This window comes from Dysgonomonas sp. 37-18 (genome assembly GCF_001899125.1).
In the GTDB taxonomy this organism is placed as follows: domain Bacteria; phylum Bacteroidota; class Bacteroidia; order Bacteroidales; family Dysgonomonadaceae; genus Dysgonomonas.
The window spans coordinates 107586-124945 of sequence record NZ_MKVC01000003.1 but is presented as its reverse complement, the minus strand read 5'-3'; the positions used below and the strand labels follow the sequence as shown (position 1 = coordinate 124945).

Here is a 17360-nt window from a genome sequence, read left to right as displayed (position 1 = left end):
TTATATTTTATATTTATACATTATTCGGGGAGTAACTAATTTAACAAATAAAGCAAGGGAATTGTTCCTTTTTAAAATTATGACTATTTGTTTCAAAAAAGAAATTAAAACGAATAAATTTTGCTTATTAGCCACTTCCTTGCGTCTTTTTCATTTGTTTATCAGATATTTATTTATAAATTGCGAAATCTAATTTTTAGCATTACTATAAACTAATATCATGTCAGAAAACTCTTCTAAGATTAAATTCTACAGTGGAGAAAGTATTCCGCTGGAATTGCACAAGGTGCGTGTTGTACAAAAATTACATTTAGTCCCAATTGAACGTCGTTTGGAAGCTCTTTACGAAGCCGGATTCAATACATTCAGGCTCGACACAAAAGATGTTTTCCTGGATATGCTTACCGACAGCGGTACCAATGCATTGAGTGATCGCCAGATGGGTGCTATGATGATAGCCGATGATGCTTACGCCGGATCGCAAAGTTTTGTCCGCTATCAGAAAGCTGTGGAGGAAGTACTCGGTAAAAAATATCTTCTTCCCGTACATCAGGGACGCGCAGCGGAGAATATCATATCCAACGCTTATATTCGTAAGGGAAGCATTGTGCCTATGAACTATCACTTCACTACAGCAATGGCACACATTACCCAATATGGCGGTAAAATCGAAGAATTGCTCTATGATGAAGCCTATGTAATCAATAGCAAGCATCCCTTTAAGGGGAATATGAACCTTGAAAAGTTGGAGAAATGCATCAACAAACATGGTGCTGCCAATATTCCTTATATCCGCATGGAAGCATCTACCAACCTTATTGGCGGACAGCCTTTCTCGATGGAAAACTTTCGGGGTGTGCGTGCTATTGCCGATAAATACAAAATACGCCTTGTCCTTGATGCTAGTTTGCTAGGAGAAAATGCATGGCTGATCAAGCAACGTGAGGAGGAGTTTAAGAACAGCTCGATGGCTGAGATTATCCTTGCAATGACCGATCTTGCTGACTTGGTTTACTTCTCGGCACGAAAGCTGAGCTCGTCTCGTGGGGGTGGTATCTGTACCAATGATTATGCCATCATGAAGGAGTTGGAACCGCTTGTTCCTCTGTTCGAAGGGTTTCTTACCTATGGCGGTATGTCGGTTCGTGAGATAGAAGCTATTGCCATCGGACTGTATGAAACATTGGATGAGGGTATGATATGCCAAAGCCCGCAGTTTATTGAATATTTGGTTAATGCTTTCGAAAAGAAAGGCATTCCTGTAGTGACACCTCCCGGTGTATTAGGCGCACACGTCAATGCGATGGAAATTTGTTCTCATATCCCTCAGAAAGAATATCCGGCGGGTGCTTTAGCCGCTGCGTTTTTCCTTATCTCGGGAGTACGTGGTATGGAGAGAGGGTCGGTATCTAACCAGCGTGATGAATATGGCAACGAGACCTATGCAGATATGGAATTACTTCGCTTGGCTGTTCCTCGCCGTGTGTTTACCCTTTCACAAATCAAATATGTGGAAGATCGAATGACATGGCTGTATGAAAATCGCAACCTGATAGGAGGGCTGAAATTCGTATACGAACCGCCTGTTCTTCGCTTTTTTATGGGAGGGCTCGAACCGATAAATGATTGGCCGCAGCGATTGATGGCTAAATTCAGAGAAGATTTTGGCGATAGCTTATAGAAAATACGATATAATATCATCACGGCATGGGTCTTATGGCTTATGCCGTTTTTGTTTTCTATGCTTTTTATTCGGATAGGAATTGTTAAAAGGTGACAAAAGTGACACTTTTATCCTGTTTTTTAATGTCACTTTTCTTTATTGTGCAACTACCTAAAATATCCCATTATATCAAAGAGCTCTTTATAATGAGATAATTTTAATAAAATGAAATACGGGCTTTCTATGAGAAAATTTTTGAGGAATATGTAGAGGCTATTAAGTCATATATTGAGAAATAAAACTCTTTTGCTAACTAATTAATTTACAATTATTTTTCTTAGTTTTGTATTCAAAGCAAACTATCAAAAAAAATAATAGCATGAAAAACATCTTTACGTATGGCATTCTATGTGCCCTTATTTTCTCTGGTTTCTGTTCGTGTGGCAAGAAGTCAAAGGCATCAGGTGAATCTTCACGCCCGGTTATTATCGCTTATGTGGGAGGATATAATGGTTTAGTGGATGTAGACAAAATCTCACCTAACAAAATTACGCATATCAACTATGCCTTTGTCGATGTAAAGGATGGAAAAGCATTTCTTACGAATGAGGCGACCGATACGACCAATTTCAGGAAGCTAAACGAATTGAGGCAGCAAAACCCTGATCTCAAAATCTTGATATCTATCGGAGGCTGGTCTTGGAGCCGTAATTTTTCGGACGCCGTGCTGACTACTGAAGGACAGAAAACATTTGCTAAATCTGCGGTGGAAATTATGAAAAACAATAATCTTGACGGGGTAGACATCGATTGGGAATATCCTGCTCTACCGGGTGATGTGGGGAATGTATACCGTCCCGAAGACAAGCACAATTATACGTTGATGTTTGCTGCTATCAGAGATGAACTTGATGCTTTGGAAAAAGAGACTGATAAGAAATATCTATTAACAACGGCTGTTGGTGGTTTTCAGCAGTTTGTAGATAGCACCGAAATGAATAAAGCACAGGAATATCTCGATTATGTAAATATCATGACCTACGATTCGCAAAGTAATGAACAAGCAATACACCATACCAATCTCTATCCTTCCGAAAAATATCCGCAAAAGCAAGGGGCTGATGTTGCCGTAAAAGCTTATTTAGCCGCCGGTGTTCCAGCTGAAAAGCTAGTGATGGGTATTGCTTTTTACGGACGAGCTTTTAATCTGAAGAAAGGAGCGTCTAAAGGTATTGGCGATCCTGTTGCAGAACAGATAAGGGGTAGGGGGTATACTTACATCAAGGATAGCCTTGTAAATCAGAACGAGTACTATCGATATTGGGATGAGAGTGCACGTGCACCATACTTGTTCAATTTCTACAAAGGAGTATTTGTTACTTACGACGATGAGGAGTCAGTAAAAGAAAAATGTCAGTATGTATTGGATAATAAAATGGGAGGAGTGATGTTTTGGGAATATAGCTCCGATCCTAAAGAATATTTGTTGAACGAAATAAACAAGGTACTGAAATAATAAAGTTTAACAGTATCAAATTTTCATATTGAACTTCTGTTTGTACTTTTGAGAATAAAGTGCAACGAATGATATAGCAAGCCACTTTATCTTCAAATAATGTGGTTTGCTTTATTTAATAGATTATAAATGAGGAAAAGACGGATACTTTGGGCTGACGATGAGATTTATATGCTACGATCGCATATCCTTTTTTTAGAAGAGAAGGGATATGAAGTCACCCCTGTAAATAGTGGTCAGGATGCTATTGATAGTATAAAAAGCGAATCTTTCGACATTGTTTTTCTTGACGAGAATATGCCCGGTGTTTCGGGGCTTGATGCATTAAGCATCATCAAAGAGATCAACCCCAATATTCCCGTTATTATGATTACAAAAAGCGAAGACGAAGGGATTATGACTCACGCTATTGGGAAAAAGATAGCAGACTATCTTATCAAGCCCGTCAATCCCAATCAAATCCTCCTTTCCATCAAGAAAAACCTGCACAAGGACGATATTGTTTCAGAGGTTACAGTTGAAGGTTATCGTGAGGAATTTAATAAAATCAGTGCACAGATAAATGATTCGAATACGTACGAGCAATGGGTTGACATTTACAAAAAGCTTGTTTATTGGGAGCTTGAGCTGGCAGCATCAGACAGCCCCTTGATGGACTTGCTTCGGATACAAAAAAATGAAGCTAATAATAGTTACTGTAAGTTTGTAAAGAAGAATTATGAGTCGTGGGTACAAAATCCGGATAAGAGACCTTTGATAAGCCCTGAGCTTTTTTCGCAGAAAGTATTTCCACTTTTGGATAATGGCGAAAAATTATTCTTTATCCTTATTGATAATTTTAGGCTCGATCAGTGGTCTGATATAAAAGACCTTTTGGCAAATGATTTTACAATTTCCGAAGACGAATATCTAAGCATATTACCCACTGCGACTCAATATGCACGCAACGCCATTTTTTCGGGGTTGATGCCTTCCCAAATGGCCAAATTGTATCCCGATCTTTGGGTGGATGAAGATGAGGATGAAAGTAAAAACCTGAATGAAGAAGCCTTACTGCAGACTCAGATTGAGCGATACAGAAAAAATTATACTTTCTCATACAATAAGCTATTATCCTCTTCATCGGGAGAAAAGCTGCTGCAAGGGATGGATCGGCTAAGCAATAAGCAACTGAATGTAGTTGTTATCAACTTTGTGGATATGCTTTCCCATGCCCGTACAGAATCGAGAATGATACGGGAACTTGCATCCGACGAAGCCGCCTATCGTTCTTTGACTCGGTCTTGGTTTAAGCATTCGAGTACAATGGATATTCTGAAGAAGGCTAAAGCAATGGGATATAAAATTATTTTGACTACCGATCACGGAACGATACGGGTAAAAAATCCGCTCAAGGTAATTGGCGATAAGACGGTGAATACGAATATTCGTTATAAGGTAGGGCGCAATCTGGATTATGACCGCAAAAAAGTATACGACATTCATTCTCCTGAAAAGATAGGCTTACCCGCATTGCATATCAGCTCTAAGTATATCTTTGCTACAGGCGACGATTTTTTTGCTTATCCGAATAATTATAATTACTACGTGTCTTATTACACAGAGACCTTTCAGCATGGGGGCATTTCGCTCGAAGAAATGATTGTTCCTTTTATTACTTTGATCGGGAAATAACAGAAAATTTGTTTTCCAAAATATATCTTTGCAATCAGAAGTTACATTGTAGAATAATTTTGAATATGAATATAAAGATAGAATCATTAGATAAAATAGACGAGGCGGCTCTCGAGTTTATCCGTGCTATGGGCGATAATACTGTATTTGCTTTTCATGGAGATATGGGAGCAGGCAAAACGACATTTATAAAAGCTATTTGCGAGAATCTCGGAGTATCTGATACCATCAACAGCCCTACGTTTGCTATCGTAAACGAATACCGTTCCGACAGTGGAGAATTGATCTATCATTTCGACTTTTATCGTATCAATAAAATTGAGGAGGTTTTTGATTTTGGCTACGAAGATTACTTTTATAGCGGCAGCCTTTGCTTTATTGAATGGCCTGAGAAAGTTGACACTTTACTGCCAAAAGATACGGTAAATGTTTATGTCAAAGTACAAGAGGATGGAAGCCGGGAGGTAAGTCTGAGTATTTAATTGTATTCGAGTTCATCTATATCGCCATCATTACTTTTCCCCTTACTCTTGATAATATTAAACTTATAAGAGAAACTAAACATGAAGTATCGGTTGATACTATTCGTGCGCGAGTCTGACATGTAGTTACTGCTTACATAACGTGACAGATTATTTCTGTCGTTCAGTATATCATAGAATTCAACCTTCAGTGTACCTCTTTTCTTTTTCAGGAATAGTTTTGAGACAGAAGCATTCCAAAGTATTTCTTTCTTCTTAAAATCATTGCCATACCCTGCATAATATGTCATATTGAGGAAGTTCTGTATCGAAAAATCGTAGGGTAGTTTCCATAACACAGAATGTTGGATATTGTAGTTGGATGTGTTTCTATCCTGCACATTCGATAAGTTATTCTTTGTTATGTTATATGTCATACCCAGTTCGAGGCGTGTTTCAAGTTTGTCAACCTTAAACTTTCCTGAAACTTTTTCGCTAAGTACTATATTATGCGTTTTCGCTTCTTCACCGTTCGTGTAGCCAATATTCTTGTAATAGTTGGCATAGGTGCTATTGTCGATCGTGAATTTCTTGTTTCGTAATGGGGTATTGAATATAAAATTGATATTTGCGCCCATATTACCGCTTACATTTCTATATGTATTCTTACTATTCCCCAAATCATCTATCAGAGTATAGTCTACAATGTTGTTGAATGTATAATTGAATCCTCCCGAAAGCATCATATAACGATTTGAGGCGTAGTCAGATTTCCTATAATATACATTGAAGTTGTTGCTATAGCTTGGTTTCAAATTTGGGTTTCCATAATATTTAGATAATGCACTAACGATAACGGTATCGGCAGATAGTTGAGTGATCCCCGGTTGACTGGTCGATCCTGAGTAGCTTATATCTAGGTTGGTGTGATCGTTTGGTTGGTACGAAAAGTTTAGAGTTGGCGAAAAGTTTATGACATTCTGTTTCAGATTTTCGATGATAGAATCGGCAATGCTTACTTTACTTCGCGAATATGATGGATCGATGCTTAATCCTATCGTATAATTGTACTTTTCCTTAGTCGTCTGGAAGTTCAAACTTATATTTTGGTTCACATATCTATTCTCGGTATTTCGTGCATAAGCTGTATCCAGAACAGTATAATTGCCTGCACCATCTTTTTTGCGGACATCACGCATCCGCTCCGAATTATTTACCCCATACGAGTATGCAAACTGCAATCTATGGTCTTTTCCCAACGGCTCTACATACGATAGGGATAAAGTGTAGTTACTGGTATTATTATCCGTCTTGTTTTGCTGGTCTATTATTTTGTCTTCTTTTCCTTCGCTATAGGTCGTTTGAGAATAATTAGTTCCTTTACTGTTATCCTTTCTGATAGAATTATTGAAAGTAAAGCTGACTGTCCTCCCTTTATCATTTAATTTTCGGCCGATAGTTACAAAATTATTTATGTTGTAACCATCACCTTTCGATTGACTATTCGAATATCCCGACGTGGTATCCTTTTCGGCTACGTAAGAAAGATTGGTCGAACTTTGAATATTCTTTGTGTTGTTAAGGCTGATGTATGACCGTGCAAAAATCGTAGTGAGCGAATCGGGCTTCCATTGCAGGTTCATTCCTAAGTTTGCATTTTCTCTTTTGCTGCGGTACGATGCATCCTGTTTGGAGAAACGATCACCCGAAGATAAGAAAGTCTGAGTATTGGTTTTTGTTTCCATCAGGTTGTCGTTATTTGCATAGCGGATACTGCCACCTACTCTGATTTTTTCTGAAGGTTGGAGATAAATATTTGCGCCCAGATTTTTATTCTTCTCAATCCCGTTGTCCATCCCCATCGGATACCCATTGTCATTGGTATTACTCATTTCTCCGACTAAAGACACCTGATTGTCGTTGCGCATGTAGTTTGTTATTGCTTTATTGGCGTATCTGTCGTCACTCCCATATCCGGCTTTTACTTCTCCAAAGATGCTTTGTTTCAGTTCTTCTTTTACAACCAGATTGAGTACCTGATCAGGATCTTTATCTTTAAATCCGGTTACTTTTGCTGCTTCAGACTCCTCTTTATAGAGTTGGAGCTTTTTTATCATGTTTGCGGGAAGGTTTGCCAATGCCATCGGAATATCATTTCCGAAAAATTCTTTTCCGTCTACCAGAATTTTTTTCACAGGCTTCCCATTTGCCGATATATTGCCCTGTGCGTCTATCTCTACTCCGGGCATATTTTTTATTATGTCTTGCAGCATATCACTCTCCTGAGATGTGTATGATGTGGCATTATACTCGATGGTGTCGCCTTTCACCAATATATCGGGTACCTTCGCTTCTACAATGGCATCTTTGAGCTGAATGGTATTTTCTACGAGATAGATATTCCCAAATGAATAGCCGGGATTTTGTGTAGAAATATTAAAGTTTTGTAAAAATCTTTTATATCCTAAAAAAGAAGCTTCCAAAATGTATTTTCCTGTCGTAACCGATAGTTTGAAATTACCTTTTTCGTTGGTTGCAACCCCTTTTATGTAGCTGCTATCTGCCTCATTAAGCAATCTGACGGTGACAAATGGGATAGGATCTTTTGTTATTGAGTCATATACAGAGCCTTGCACATATCCTGATGAGTTGCCTTCAACTGTTTGAGCCACAGTTGAAAGGGTTGTAAAGATGAATAGTAAAAGATATAAATATCTCATCAGAATACATTTGTTTTAGTGACAACGAAGATAAGTTTTTTTATATAGAGTGTAAAATCGATGGAATTCGTTAAACACCCTTCTGTTTTATATCAAAAAAAAATGCTTACTTTGTGCAACTTATTCATTTTAGGTCAGATCTGTTTATTGCCTATTTAAGTATAATCTCTTTCAGAATGATTATAACTTACAATATAAGGCATTAGATATGTTCTGTTTGTTTATTTATTAGATAACGTAAAAAAGAGTCATAGGAATATGTCAGAAGATGTTTTTAAGAAGATAGTTTCCCATTGCAAGGAGTATGGTTTTGTTTTTCAGTCTAGTGAAATATATGATGGGCTAAGTGCCGTATATGATTATGGGCAAATGGGTGTAGAATTAAAAAACAACATCAAAAAGTACTGGTGGGACAGTATGGTGCTTTTGAATGAGAACGTTGTTGGTATTGATTCTGCTATCTTTATGCACCCTACTATCTGGAAAGCATCTGGACACGTTGATGCGTTCAACGATCCTTTGATTGACAATAAAGACAGTAAAAAGCGTTATCGTGCAGATGTTCTGATCGAAGATTATTTGGCTAAGATAGACGACAAAGTAAATAAAGAAGTAGAGAAAGCAGCAAAACGATTTGGTGAGAGTTTCGATGAAGCTATGTTTCGTCAAACCAATCCTCGTGTATTAGAAAATCAGGCTAAGCGTGATGAAGTGCATGCTCGTTTTGCAAAAGCATTGAATGATAGTAACCTGGAAGAGCTACGTCAAATCATTCTCGATTGCGAGATCGTTGACCCTATCAGCGGAACACGTAACTGGACTGAGGTTCGTCAGTTCAATCTTATGTTTTCTACAGAAATGGGATCTACTGCCGATGGTGCAATGAAAGTATACCTTCGTCCTGAGACTGCACAGGGTATTTTTGTAAACTTCCTGAATGTGCAAAAAACAGGGCGTATGAAGATTCCTTTCGGTATTGCGCAGATTGGTAAAGCATTCCGTAACGAGATTGTAGCTCGTCAGTTTATCTTCCGTATGCGTGAGTTCGAACAGATGGAGATGCAGTTCTTCGTTCGTCCGGGAGAAGAGCTCGATTGGTTTGCAAAATGGAAAGAGTTTCGCATGAAATGGCATAAGTCGCTTGGATTCGGCGATAACAAGTATCGTTTCCACGACCATGACAAGCTTGCTCACTATGCAAATGCAGCTACTGATATCGAATTTGAGATGCCATTCGGATTTAAAGAAGTAGAAGGCATACACTCTCGTACCGATTTTGACTTGGCAAGCCATGAGAAGTTTTCTGGTAAAAAATTACAATATTTCGATCCTGAACTCAATAAATCATACACTCCTTACGTTATTGAAACGTCTATCGGTGTAGACCGTATGTTCTTATCTACACTTTCGGCTGCGTATGCCGAGGAAGTATTAGAAGACGGAGAAACTCGTGTAGTATTAAGATTGCCGGCAGCACTGGCTCCTATCAAGCTTGCTGTATTACCTTTGGTAAAAAAAGACGGCCTTCCTGAGAAAGCTCGTGAAATTATTGATGCTCTGAAATTTGACTTTAAATGTCAATACGATGAGAAGGACAGTATCGGCAAGCGTTACCGCCGTCAGGATGCGATAGGAACTCCTTACTGTGTTACTGTAGATCACCAGTCATTGCAGGATAATACTGTAACAATCCGCTATCGTGATACAATGCAGCAGGAGCGTGTGGCTATAGACAAATTATCGGATATTATTGCTGATAAAGTAAGTATGAAGAATTTATTGAAAACAATTGGCTAAACCCGATTGTAACCCATATAATGAATATATGAATAGAAGAATTTTAATATTAGCTGTTTTATTTGGTGTTCTCATCTCTTTCGGCTCATGCGTGAATGATGACGATGACAGCACTGTAAGTCAAGAATGGAAAACATATAATGAACAGCAGGTAAGAAATGCCTCTTCTTCAGGATATACAGCCCGCCCTTCGCAAAGTGGTAATGGGAGTGTATATTGGAAATCGATAACTGATTTCGTTTCCGGGGATGAGCCTTCAATAGATCGATTTCCGATCTTTACCGATAGTGTTTCTGTAAGATATGAAGGTTGGTTTTTCCGCTTGGATGATACTAAATATACATTTGATAGTACCGAAGGTGACAAAAATGGTATGGTGCTTAGGACTAGAGTGAATGGTGGATTAATTGATGGATTTGCTACCATGCTTCAGAATATGAAAATAGATGAACAAGCCGAGGTTTGCATTCCTTACCTACTTGGTTATGGAACTGTGGGATCGTATAGTAGTGGAGTACAAATAATACCCGGATATACAACACTTTGGTTCAAGATTAAGCTTCTGAATATCTATGATGAGAAGAAAAAAGAATGGGTGAAGAAATAAGGCTATAGAGAAAATAATAAAAAAGGAGAAGGTTCAACCTTCTCCTTTTTTCATTTATTGCTAAATAATGTTTCCATAAATTCTTTCCCTCGTATCAATCCGTACGCTCCCTTCGGAGATTCGAACTCATCGTAAACTTGTACACTATCCGCTTCTCCGTTCGAGCGGTATATAACGAACGGTATAGGCTTGTTTGTATGAGTTTTTATAGCACATGGGGTAGGGTGGTCAGGTAGAATAGCAATTGTTAAAGGTTCGTCCCAGTCTTTTGTCGCTTCATATATTGTTTTTACAACACGATTGTCAAGATATTCGATTGTTTTGGTTTTCAGCTCGTAGTCGCCTTCATGTCCTGCTTCGTCACTAGCTTCTATGTGTAGATATACGAAATCGTCTTTTTTAAGGGCTTCTATCGCAGCTTGAGCCTTTCCTTCATAGTTGGTGTCGTACAACCCCGTTGCTCCTTCTACGTGTATTAATTTAAGCCCTGCGTATACACCAATGCCCATGATTAAGTCTACAGCAGAAATTACCGAGCCACTTTTGATTCCGAATAGTTCTTGTAATGTTTGCATCTGCGGGCGGTAACCCGGAGACCATGGCCAAATACTATTTGCAGGATCTTTACCCTCTGCAATGCGTTTCTTGTTCACAGGATGGTCTTTGAGCAGTTCCTGAGATTTTATAATGAGCTGATTCAGATAATCGGCTGTTTCTTGTGCTTCCGCTGTTTCCCCTTTTATTAAAACCTCCTTGTATGGTGTTCCTGTAACATCGTGGGGAGCAGTACAATCGAGATTCTTATTTCCGCCTTTTAGTTTTAAAAGGTGGCGGTATGAAACTCCCGGATAGAAGCTTACTTTCCCATCGTTTAGTTCTTTATCTAAGAAAAGAATCAATTCTTTGGCTTCTTCACTTGAAATATGTCCCGCTGAATGATTCTTTATTTTACCATCTTCTATACAGATCAGATTGCATCGCATAGCCATCTCTCCGGGAAGTATATCCACTCCCATACTTGCTGCCTCTAGCGAACCTCTTCCTTCAAATACTTTGGGAACATCATATCCCAGTACCGATAAGTTTGCAATCTCGCTACCGGGTTTGAAGCCCGCAGGGATTGTATCCAGTTCTCCACTTTTCCCCTTAGCCGCGAGCATATCTATATATGGTTTTTTTGCAGCTTGTAATGGAGTTTTACCTCCGAGTTGGGCAATAGGCTCATCAGCAGCACCGTCTGCTAAAATTATAATTGTTTTCATTTAGGATCTCCTTTACTTCCCCTATTGTCGTAATGGGGGAGTTAGTTATGTTATAAGTTTAAATAAAATCTTGCTATTTGAGTTACCTCACATTTGCAATACTGATAATATCAGAGAATACGCCTGCTGCCGTGACACTCGCTCCTGCTCCATACCCTTTTATTATCATCGGATACTCGTTGTATCTTTCTGTCGTTATCTGAATTATGTTGTTGCTACCTTCCAAATCGTAGAATGGGTGGTTTTGACCAACTTCCTGGAGTCCGACTTCACAGTGTCCGTTCTCGTATTTGGCAACAAATCGTAAATGCTTGTGTTCGTTTTCGAGCTTTTTGCGCCTTTCTTCAAACTCGGCATCCTGATTTCTGATCGTACCCCAGAATTCTTCTATTGTACCATCAAAATACTCTTGGGGTATGAATAGGTTCTTCTTAACTTCTGTTTGTTCTACTCGATAACCTGCTTCTCGGGTTAGAATAACGAGTTTTCTTATAACATCCATACCGCTGAGATCGATACGAGGGTCTGGTTCGGAAAAACCACACTCCTTAGCCATATAGATCGCCTTGCTGAAAGGTATATCGGCACTGATCGTGTTGAATATATAATTGAGTGTTCCCGAAAGTACAGCTTCTATTTTCACTATTTTATCTCCTGAGTTTACAAGAGAGTTCATTGTATTGATTACAGGAAGCCCTGCACCGACATTTGTCTCAAATAAGAACTTAATGTTTCTTTCTCGCGCTGTATTCTTTAGCTTTATATAATTATCATAAGCCGAAGATGCAGCCACTTTGTTGGCTGTAACCACAGAAATACTATGTGAAAGAAGATCTCCGTATATCTGGGCAACGGTTTCGCTGGCAGTACAGTCTACAAATACTGCGTTGAATATATTCATGTTGAGGATTTCGTCTCTCAGAATTTCCGGAGAGCTTGGTATTCCTTTTTCGTCCAGTTCTTCTTTGTATCTGTTCAGGTTAATCCCTTCACGACAAAATAAAGCTTTCTTTCCTCGGGCGATACCTACAACGTTCAGCTTGAGGCTGTATTGCTCTATCAGCTTCGGTTGTTGTTGCCTGATTTGTTCAATCAAATTTCCTCCAACTGTACCAATGCCGACAATAAAGAGATTGAGTACCTTATAGTCGGACAAGAAAAACGAGTCGTGAATAGAGTTTAATGCCTTCCTAAGATATTTGTTTTTTATAACAAAAGATATATTTACCTCCGATGCACCCTGAGCACAAGCGATGACGCTAATACCGCTCTTGCCTAATGTTTCGAATAGTCGGCCGGCAATTCCCGGAGTATATTTCATGTTTTCGCCAACAATAGCTACTGTAGCAAGGTCTGTCTCCAGTTGTACACGGTTGATACTTCCCAATGCTATTTCTTTTGCAAACTCTTCTTCGAGAACATGTACTGCCAGTTCTGAGTCTGCAGTGCGTACCCCAATAGACGTGCTATTCTCGGATGATGCCTGAGATACTAAGAAAACACTGATGCCATTATTTGCCAAAGCCCTGAATATTCGGTAGTTTACACCGATAATACCTACCATTCCGAGTCCAAGAACTGTTATCAGGCATGTGTCGGATATGGATGATATACCTTTTATCATCGCCTTTCCTTTCTTTATATCCCCGTCGTGAGAGATATAAGTACCGGGAGCTTCGGGCTTAAAAGTATTTTTTATGCGAATAGGTATATTCTTGTGATAGACAGGGAAAATCGTTGGTGGATAGATTATTTTTGCTCCGAAATTACAAAGTTCTGTTGCTTCGGTAAATGTTAGGTTCTCTATGACATGAGCGCCATTGATTACCTTCGGGTCGGCAGACATAAAACCATCTACATCAGACCATATCTCTAATATATTGGCATCGAGTGCTGATGCAAATATGGCAGCTGTATAATCTGACCCTCCACGACCCAAATTGGTGATCTCTCCTGTTGTTTTGCATGTGGAAATGTATCCTGCAACAAGAATCCTTTTGGATGAGTTCTCGAAAGCATCTCTTATCAATTTGCTTGACAATTCGATATCGGGTATATGTTTTCCGAAAGAGGAATCTGTTTTTATTAACTGTGTGACATCCAGAAAATCAAGATCGGAGAATGCAACGCTTATTATCAGCGACGACAAGCGTTCGCCATAGCTTACTATCTTATCCGATGTTTTTGCCGAAAGGTCGTTTATAAGAAATACTCCTTTGAATATATTACTCAACTCTTCCAATAGTTTATTCACATCCCCTTGTAACGATGGGCGAGCCTCTTCCGGAATATCCAGCTTACTGACTACTGTAATATGGTGCTCGATAATTTCGCGAAACTCCCGTTCGTAAGAATAATCGCCGGCTGCAGCCAGATTGGATATGAGCAACAATTTATCTGTGATTCCTTTAAAAGCAGAGACAACCACAACTATCGGTTCTTCTATTGTCCCTATTATCTTTTTTACATTCGCTATATTAGTAGCGGAACCTACGGATGTTCCGCCAAACTTCATTACTTTCATTCGCTATGATATATTCTTTAATTTATTGTTCTAATGACTTTAGCTTTTTAATGTCTTCTTTTTCAAGATACATGTGACCTCCTTTGTTTTTACGGTCGAGCGATGATTTTCCCATAGGAACAAATTCTTGCAATAAAGCACTCTTCGTTTTTAGGAATACTGATCCTGTTAATTTACTTATTGCTGTATTTAATAAAGTTTCATCTTTGTCGCCCAAGTCCTTTAATCCGGTTATTATCATGCCAAAGTCATCCGCTTCAAGTTCTGGATCAGGAGTGAAGCCATTTTCATAATTTGAGGATTCACTCTCGTTGGTGAAGTAAAGCTTATTGTGTGACTGGAAAGTAATAGGCCATAAAACATATGTATTTCTACTGTCATTGTTTTTGTACATAGCCCACATCCCTACATTTTTGCCTCTAGTCGTTTCACCAATGATATATACATTCTTTGAAGCCTCTTTCATATATGGATTTAAAGAATTTATAGTGAGCTCACTTGCCGATGCAGTATACCTTGTAACCAGAAAACAGATATTATCTAATTGATCTCCCAATTTAGGAATAGTATAAAGTTTATTATCATCATTGTTAATAATATTATCTTCAAAATATTCGTACATCCAACTTTGCTTTATCGGACTATTATTTGGCAATTTATTTAATGCTTTTTGTAGATCGTTATTGTATGTCTTTACTTCAAAGATATTATCTGTATTTCTGTTGGGAACTAATGCACTTGTAAGAAATTGAGCACTTCTCACAAGTCCGCCTCCATTATACCGTAAGTCTACGATAAGGTCGCGTATACCTTCTTGTTTGAATCTGGTGAGTTTTTTTGCCAATTCAACATCATAAGGCAGAGTCGCTAATGGCCCGCTGTCGTAAGAGGTGTAAACGATGTAGCCTATTTTACGGTCTCCTACTGTGTATATGCTATCTAAAAAGATTGGTGAATCGTTATAGTCAGTTGTCACATCTATGGTATTCTCAACTAATTTATCTTCAAAAAAAGCGGTGCTATTTATAGCATACTTCAATTTGTAGCTACTTTTATTTTGTTGTAAAATCGAAAACCAGTTATCTTCGTTTATAGATTTTCCATCTACTGACGTTATAATATATCCTCTTTTCAATTTTTGTAACTCTGCATTTGTTCCTTTTTTTACATAAGTAACAATATTTACAATACCCTTATCTGAGTTAACAGGTACATATTCAAAGCCAATATAGCCCGAAGCACTTGTGGATTTTGGAATATTTACATGTGTACCTTCCATGTATGAGAATCTATCGCTAATATAAAGTAACTCATCAAAGAAATCGTAAGGGTCTATTGTGAAATTTAACTTGTCTTTTGCAGGAAGTTTATCGTTCCACAGATAAAATGAATCCATCTGTGTATACATCCATTTATTTACATACTCTTGATCTGTCTCTTCTGTTGGGTTAGGACTTATAGGGTCATCATTTTTATCTTCGCAAGCAATAAAAATAGATGTTGCAGCAATTGCTGTAAATAAGTAATATTTTTTTTTCATGATCTTTATTTAATAAGCTAAAGCTCGCTTTATCATCAATTTTTTTATTAAAAAGTTTTTCTGAACCATCCTGTAATCACTTTCAGGTCTGAGTAATTTTCCTAAACTTGGAGGTGTTTGTAACCTCTTTGTAAAAGTAGATTTAGATTTTCCTGTGGCATCAGAAATGGCATAGGCGAGGAGAGGCTCGTCTTTATCTCCTAATGGCTTCAATCCATCGGCAAGGATATTTGAAAATTCATATATTTTAGTTCCTTGTATTTGATCTCCCGGAGTAAAGCCTGCTGCGTAGTCTGATTGTTTATCCTCGTTAAAAGACTTGAAAACAATTGGTTGCATTCCCCATTTATTATTCTTATTATTTTCATCAGTTAAGGTAAATGAGCCTACATTCTTTCCTGACGTTGTTTCTCCTATCAGAAATATCTTATCTTTCATAAATGGACGTAGACCGTTAATAACAAGTTCGCTAGAAGATGCAGTATTTTCTCCTACCAGTACATATAGTTTAGTTATTTTATTTCCATAATTAGGAATTGATCCCATATTGGTAACCTTCCCTTTATCATCTGTTTTTTTAATATTGTCTTCGAAGTATTCATTAATGAACAAATCATACTCTTGGTCACTGAATTCTTTTTTTACATAATCATTTAATACATTATTAAACTCTTTATAGTTGAATTTTTTTTGAGTATCTCTATTGGGAATGAGAGCACTGGCAAGATTTGTCGCGCAAGATGTGTATCCTCCCAGATTGTAACGTAAATCTAAAACCAAATATGTTACATTTTCAGCATTATACTTTGTGAAAATGTCAGCAAGCTGTTTATCGTAAATATATGAATCGTCGCCATTGTCCATTATAAACTGGTTATAGATAACATAGCCTATTTTTTTACTGCCTTCTGTAAATACTTTTTCTAGATATATAGGATTTTCATTATATTTTGCCGTTGGTTCTATTGTTATCGAACCTGAAAAGTTTAATCCTTCCAGCTTGTAAGAAGATTTATTCTTATACAATAGTTCAGACCAATTTTTAGTATTGAGTACTATACCATCTACTTTATTGATTACATCTCCACGCTTCAGCCCTGAGCTTTCAGCTTTAGTCCCTTTTTTTATATATGTTACTATAAAGATGACATTAGAGCCTTCTTGTGTAAGTAATTTAGGTATATAGTCGAATCCGATTTCGTTCGATGACACTCCGCTTAAGGCATTCATCAGGTCTACATAACTTGATTGTATCCACGAAAAGCGGTCTCCATCGTATGTTGTACTATTAAATGGATATAAAAGATTATCAAAAAAGTCGTATGGGTTGACCGTGAAATCTACAAATCTTTTGGCAGGCATTTTATCTCGCCAATAATAGTAAAGGTTCATATCTTCATATATCCACTCATTTACAGTTGAATTCTTTATTTCTGTAGCTTTTCTGCCATTGTCGTCATCATCGCACGCTATAAAAAATGGAGTAAAGAAAACTATTGCTAATAAAAATATGCTTTTTGCTTTCATAAATGACAAAATAGTTAGCCTTGGGTGGATTTTTGTCCTCGAAAGGCAGAATTTTACAAATGTATGTAT

The 17360-nt window shown here is 37.9% G+C and carries 11 protein-coding genes; 6 read left to right on the top strand and 5 right to left on the bottom strand.

Features of this window, described 5'->3' with window-relative positions:
* Positions 1-220 precede the first annotated feature (220 nt).
* The 4 genes from BGO84_RS00630 (at position 221) to tsaE (ending at position 5335) form a co-directional block, all read left to right on the top strand.
* A complete protein-coding gene (locus BGO84_RS00630; RefSeq protein ID WP_006841644.1) occupies positions 221-1681 on the top strand; it encodes a tryptophanase in 1461 nt (486 codons plus the stop codon).
* A 361-nt stretch (positions 1682-2042) separates the two neighbouring features.
* On the top strand, positions 2043-3179 hold the full coding sequence (locus tag BGO84_RS00625; RefSeq protein WP_291026683.1) for a glycoside hydrolase family 18 protein: 1137 nt from the start codon (positions 2043-2045) through the stop codon (positions 3177-3179).
* A 129-nt stretch (positions 3180-3308) separates the two neighbouring features.
* Positions 3309-4853: a PglZ domain-containing protein gene (locus BGO84_RS00620; RefSeq protein ID WP_291026681.1), complete on the top strand. Its 1545-nt coding sequence runs from the start codon at positions 3309-3311 to the stop codon at positions 4851-4853.
* Between the two features lie 65 nt (positions 4854-4918).
* A complete protein-coding gene (tsaE, locus tag BGO84_RS00615) occupies positions 4919-5335 on the top strand; it encodes a tRNA (adenosine(37)-N6)-threonylcarbamoyltransferase complex ATPase subunit type 1 TsaE (protein ID WP_135105381.1) in 417 nt (138 codons plus the stop codon).
* Here tsaE and BGO84_RS00610 read toward each other — a convergent pair.
* Positions 5332-8034: a TonB-dependent receptor gene (locus BGO84_RS00610; RefSeq protein ID WP_291026679.1), complete on the bottom strand. Its 2703-nt coding sequence runs from the start codon at positions 8032-8034 to the stop codon at positions 5332-5334. The two genes, tsaE and BGO84_RS00610, sit on opposite strands and share 4 nt — an antisense overlap.
* 258 nt (positions 8035-8292) lie before the next feature.
* On the opposite strand from BGO84_RS00610, the gene BGO84_RS00605 reads away from it, so the two are divergent.
* Together BGO84_RS00605 and BGO84_RS00600 are read left to right on the top strand one after the other, a co-directional pair.
* Positions 8293-9831, top strand: a complete 1539-nt coding sequence (locus tag BGO84_RS00605) for a glycine--tRNA ligase (RefSeq protein ID WP_291026677.1) — start codon at positions 8293-8295, stop codon at positions 9829-9831.
* Between the two features lie 28 nt (positions 9832-9859).
* On the top strand, positions 9860-10438 hold the full coding sequence (locus BGO84_RS00600; RefSeq protein ID WP_291026675.1) for an FKBP-type peptidyl-prolyl cis-trans isomerase: 579 nt from the start codon (positions 9860-9862) through the stop codon (positions 10436-10438).
* A gap of 50 nt (positions 10439-10488) precedes the next feature.
* On the opposite strand, the gene BGO84_RS00595 is transcribed toward BGO84_RS00600, so the two are convergent.
* The 4 genes from BGO84_RS00595 to BGO84_RS00580 form a co-directional block, all read right to left on the bottom strand.
* Positions 10489-11700, bottom strand: a complete 1212-nt coding sequence (locus BGO84_RS00595; protein WP_291026673.1) for a cofactor-independent phosphoglycerate mutase — start codon at positions 11698-11700, stop codon at positions 10489-10491.
* A gap of 82 nt (positions 11701-11782) precedes the next feature.
* Entirely contained in the window at positions 11783-14224 is a 2442-nt protein-coding gene (gene thrA / locus BGO84_RS00590) for a bifunctional aspartate kinase/homoserine dehydrogenase I (RefSeq protein WP_291026671.1), read from the bottom strand.
* A gap of 22 nt (positions 14225-14246) precedes the next feature.
* A complete protein-coding gene (locus BGO84_RS00585; RefSeq protein WP_291026669.1) occupies positions 14247-15764 on the bottom strand; it encodes a S41 family peptidase in 1518 nt (505 codons plus the stop codon).
* Between the two features lie 9 nt (positions 15765-15773).
* Positions 15774-17291: a S41 family peptidase gene (locus tag BGO84_RS00580; protein WP_291026666.1), complete on the bottom strand. Its 1518-nt coding sequence runs from the start codon at positions 17289-17291 to the stop codon at positions 15774-15776.
* Positions 17292-17360: the final 69 nt, after the last annotated feature.

Coding starts and splice junctions, on each gene's coding strand:
- BGO84_RS00585 (WP_291026669.1), bottom strand. CDS start 15,764: ATGAAAAAAAAATATTACTTATTTACAGCAATTGCTGCAACATCTATT.
- BGO84_RS00605 (WP_291026677.1), top strand. CDS start 8,293: ATGTCAGAAGATGTTTTTAAGAAGATAGTTTCCCATTGCAAGGAGTAT.
- BGO84_RS00630 (WP_006841644.1), top strand. CDS start 221: ATGTCAGAAAACTCTTCTAAGATTAAATTCTACAGTGGAGAAAGTATT.
- BGO84_RS00620 (WP_291026681.1), top strand. CDS start 3,309: ATGAGGAAAAGACGGATACTTTGGGCTGACGATGAGATTTATATGCTA.
- BGO84_RS00600 (WP_291026675.1), top strand. CDS start 9,860: ATGAATAGAAGAATTTTAATATTAGCTGTTTTATTTGGTGTTCTCATC.
- BGO84_RS00610 (WP_291026679.1), bottom strand. CDS start 8,034: ATGAGATATTTATATCTTTTACTATTCATCTTTACAACCCTTTCAACT.
- tsaE (WP_135105381.1), top strand. CDS start 4,919: ATGAATATAAAGATAGAATCATTAGATAAAATAGACGAGGCGGCTCTC.
- BGO84_RS00580 (WP_291026666.1), bottom strand. CDS start 17,291: ATGAAAGCAAAAAGCATATTTTTATTAGCAATAGTTTTCTTTACTCCA.
- BGO84_RS00625 (WP_291026683.1), top strand. CDS start 2,043: ATGAAAAACATCTTTACGTATGGCATTCTATGTGCCCTTATTTTCTCT.
- BGO84_RS00595 (WP_291026673.1), bottom strand. CDS start 11,700: ATGAAAACAATTATAATTTTAGCAGACGGTGCTGCTGATGAGCCTATT.
- thrA (WP_291026671.1), bottom strand. CDS start 14,224: ATGAAAGTAATGAAGTTTGGCGGAACATCCGTAGGTTCCGCTACTAAT.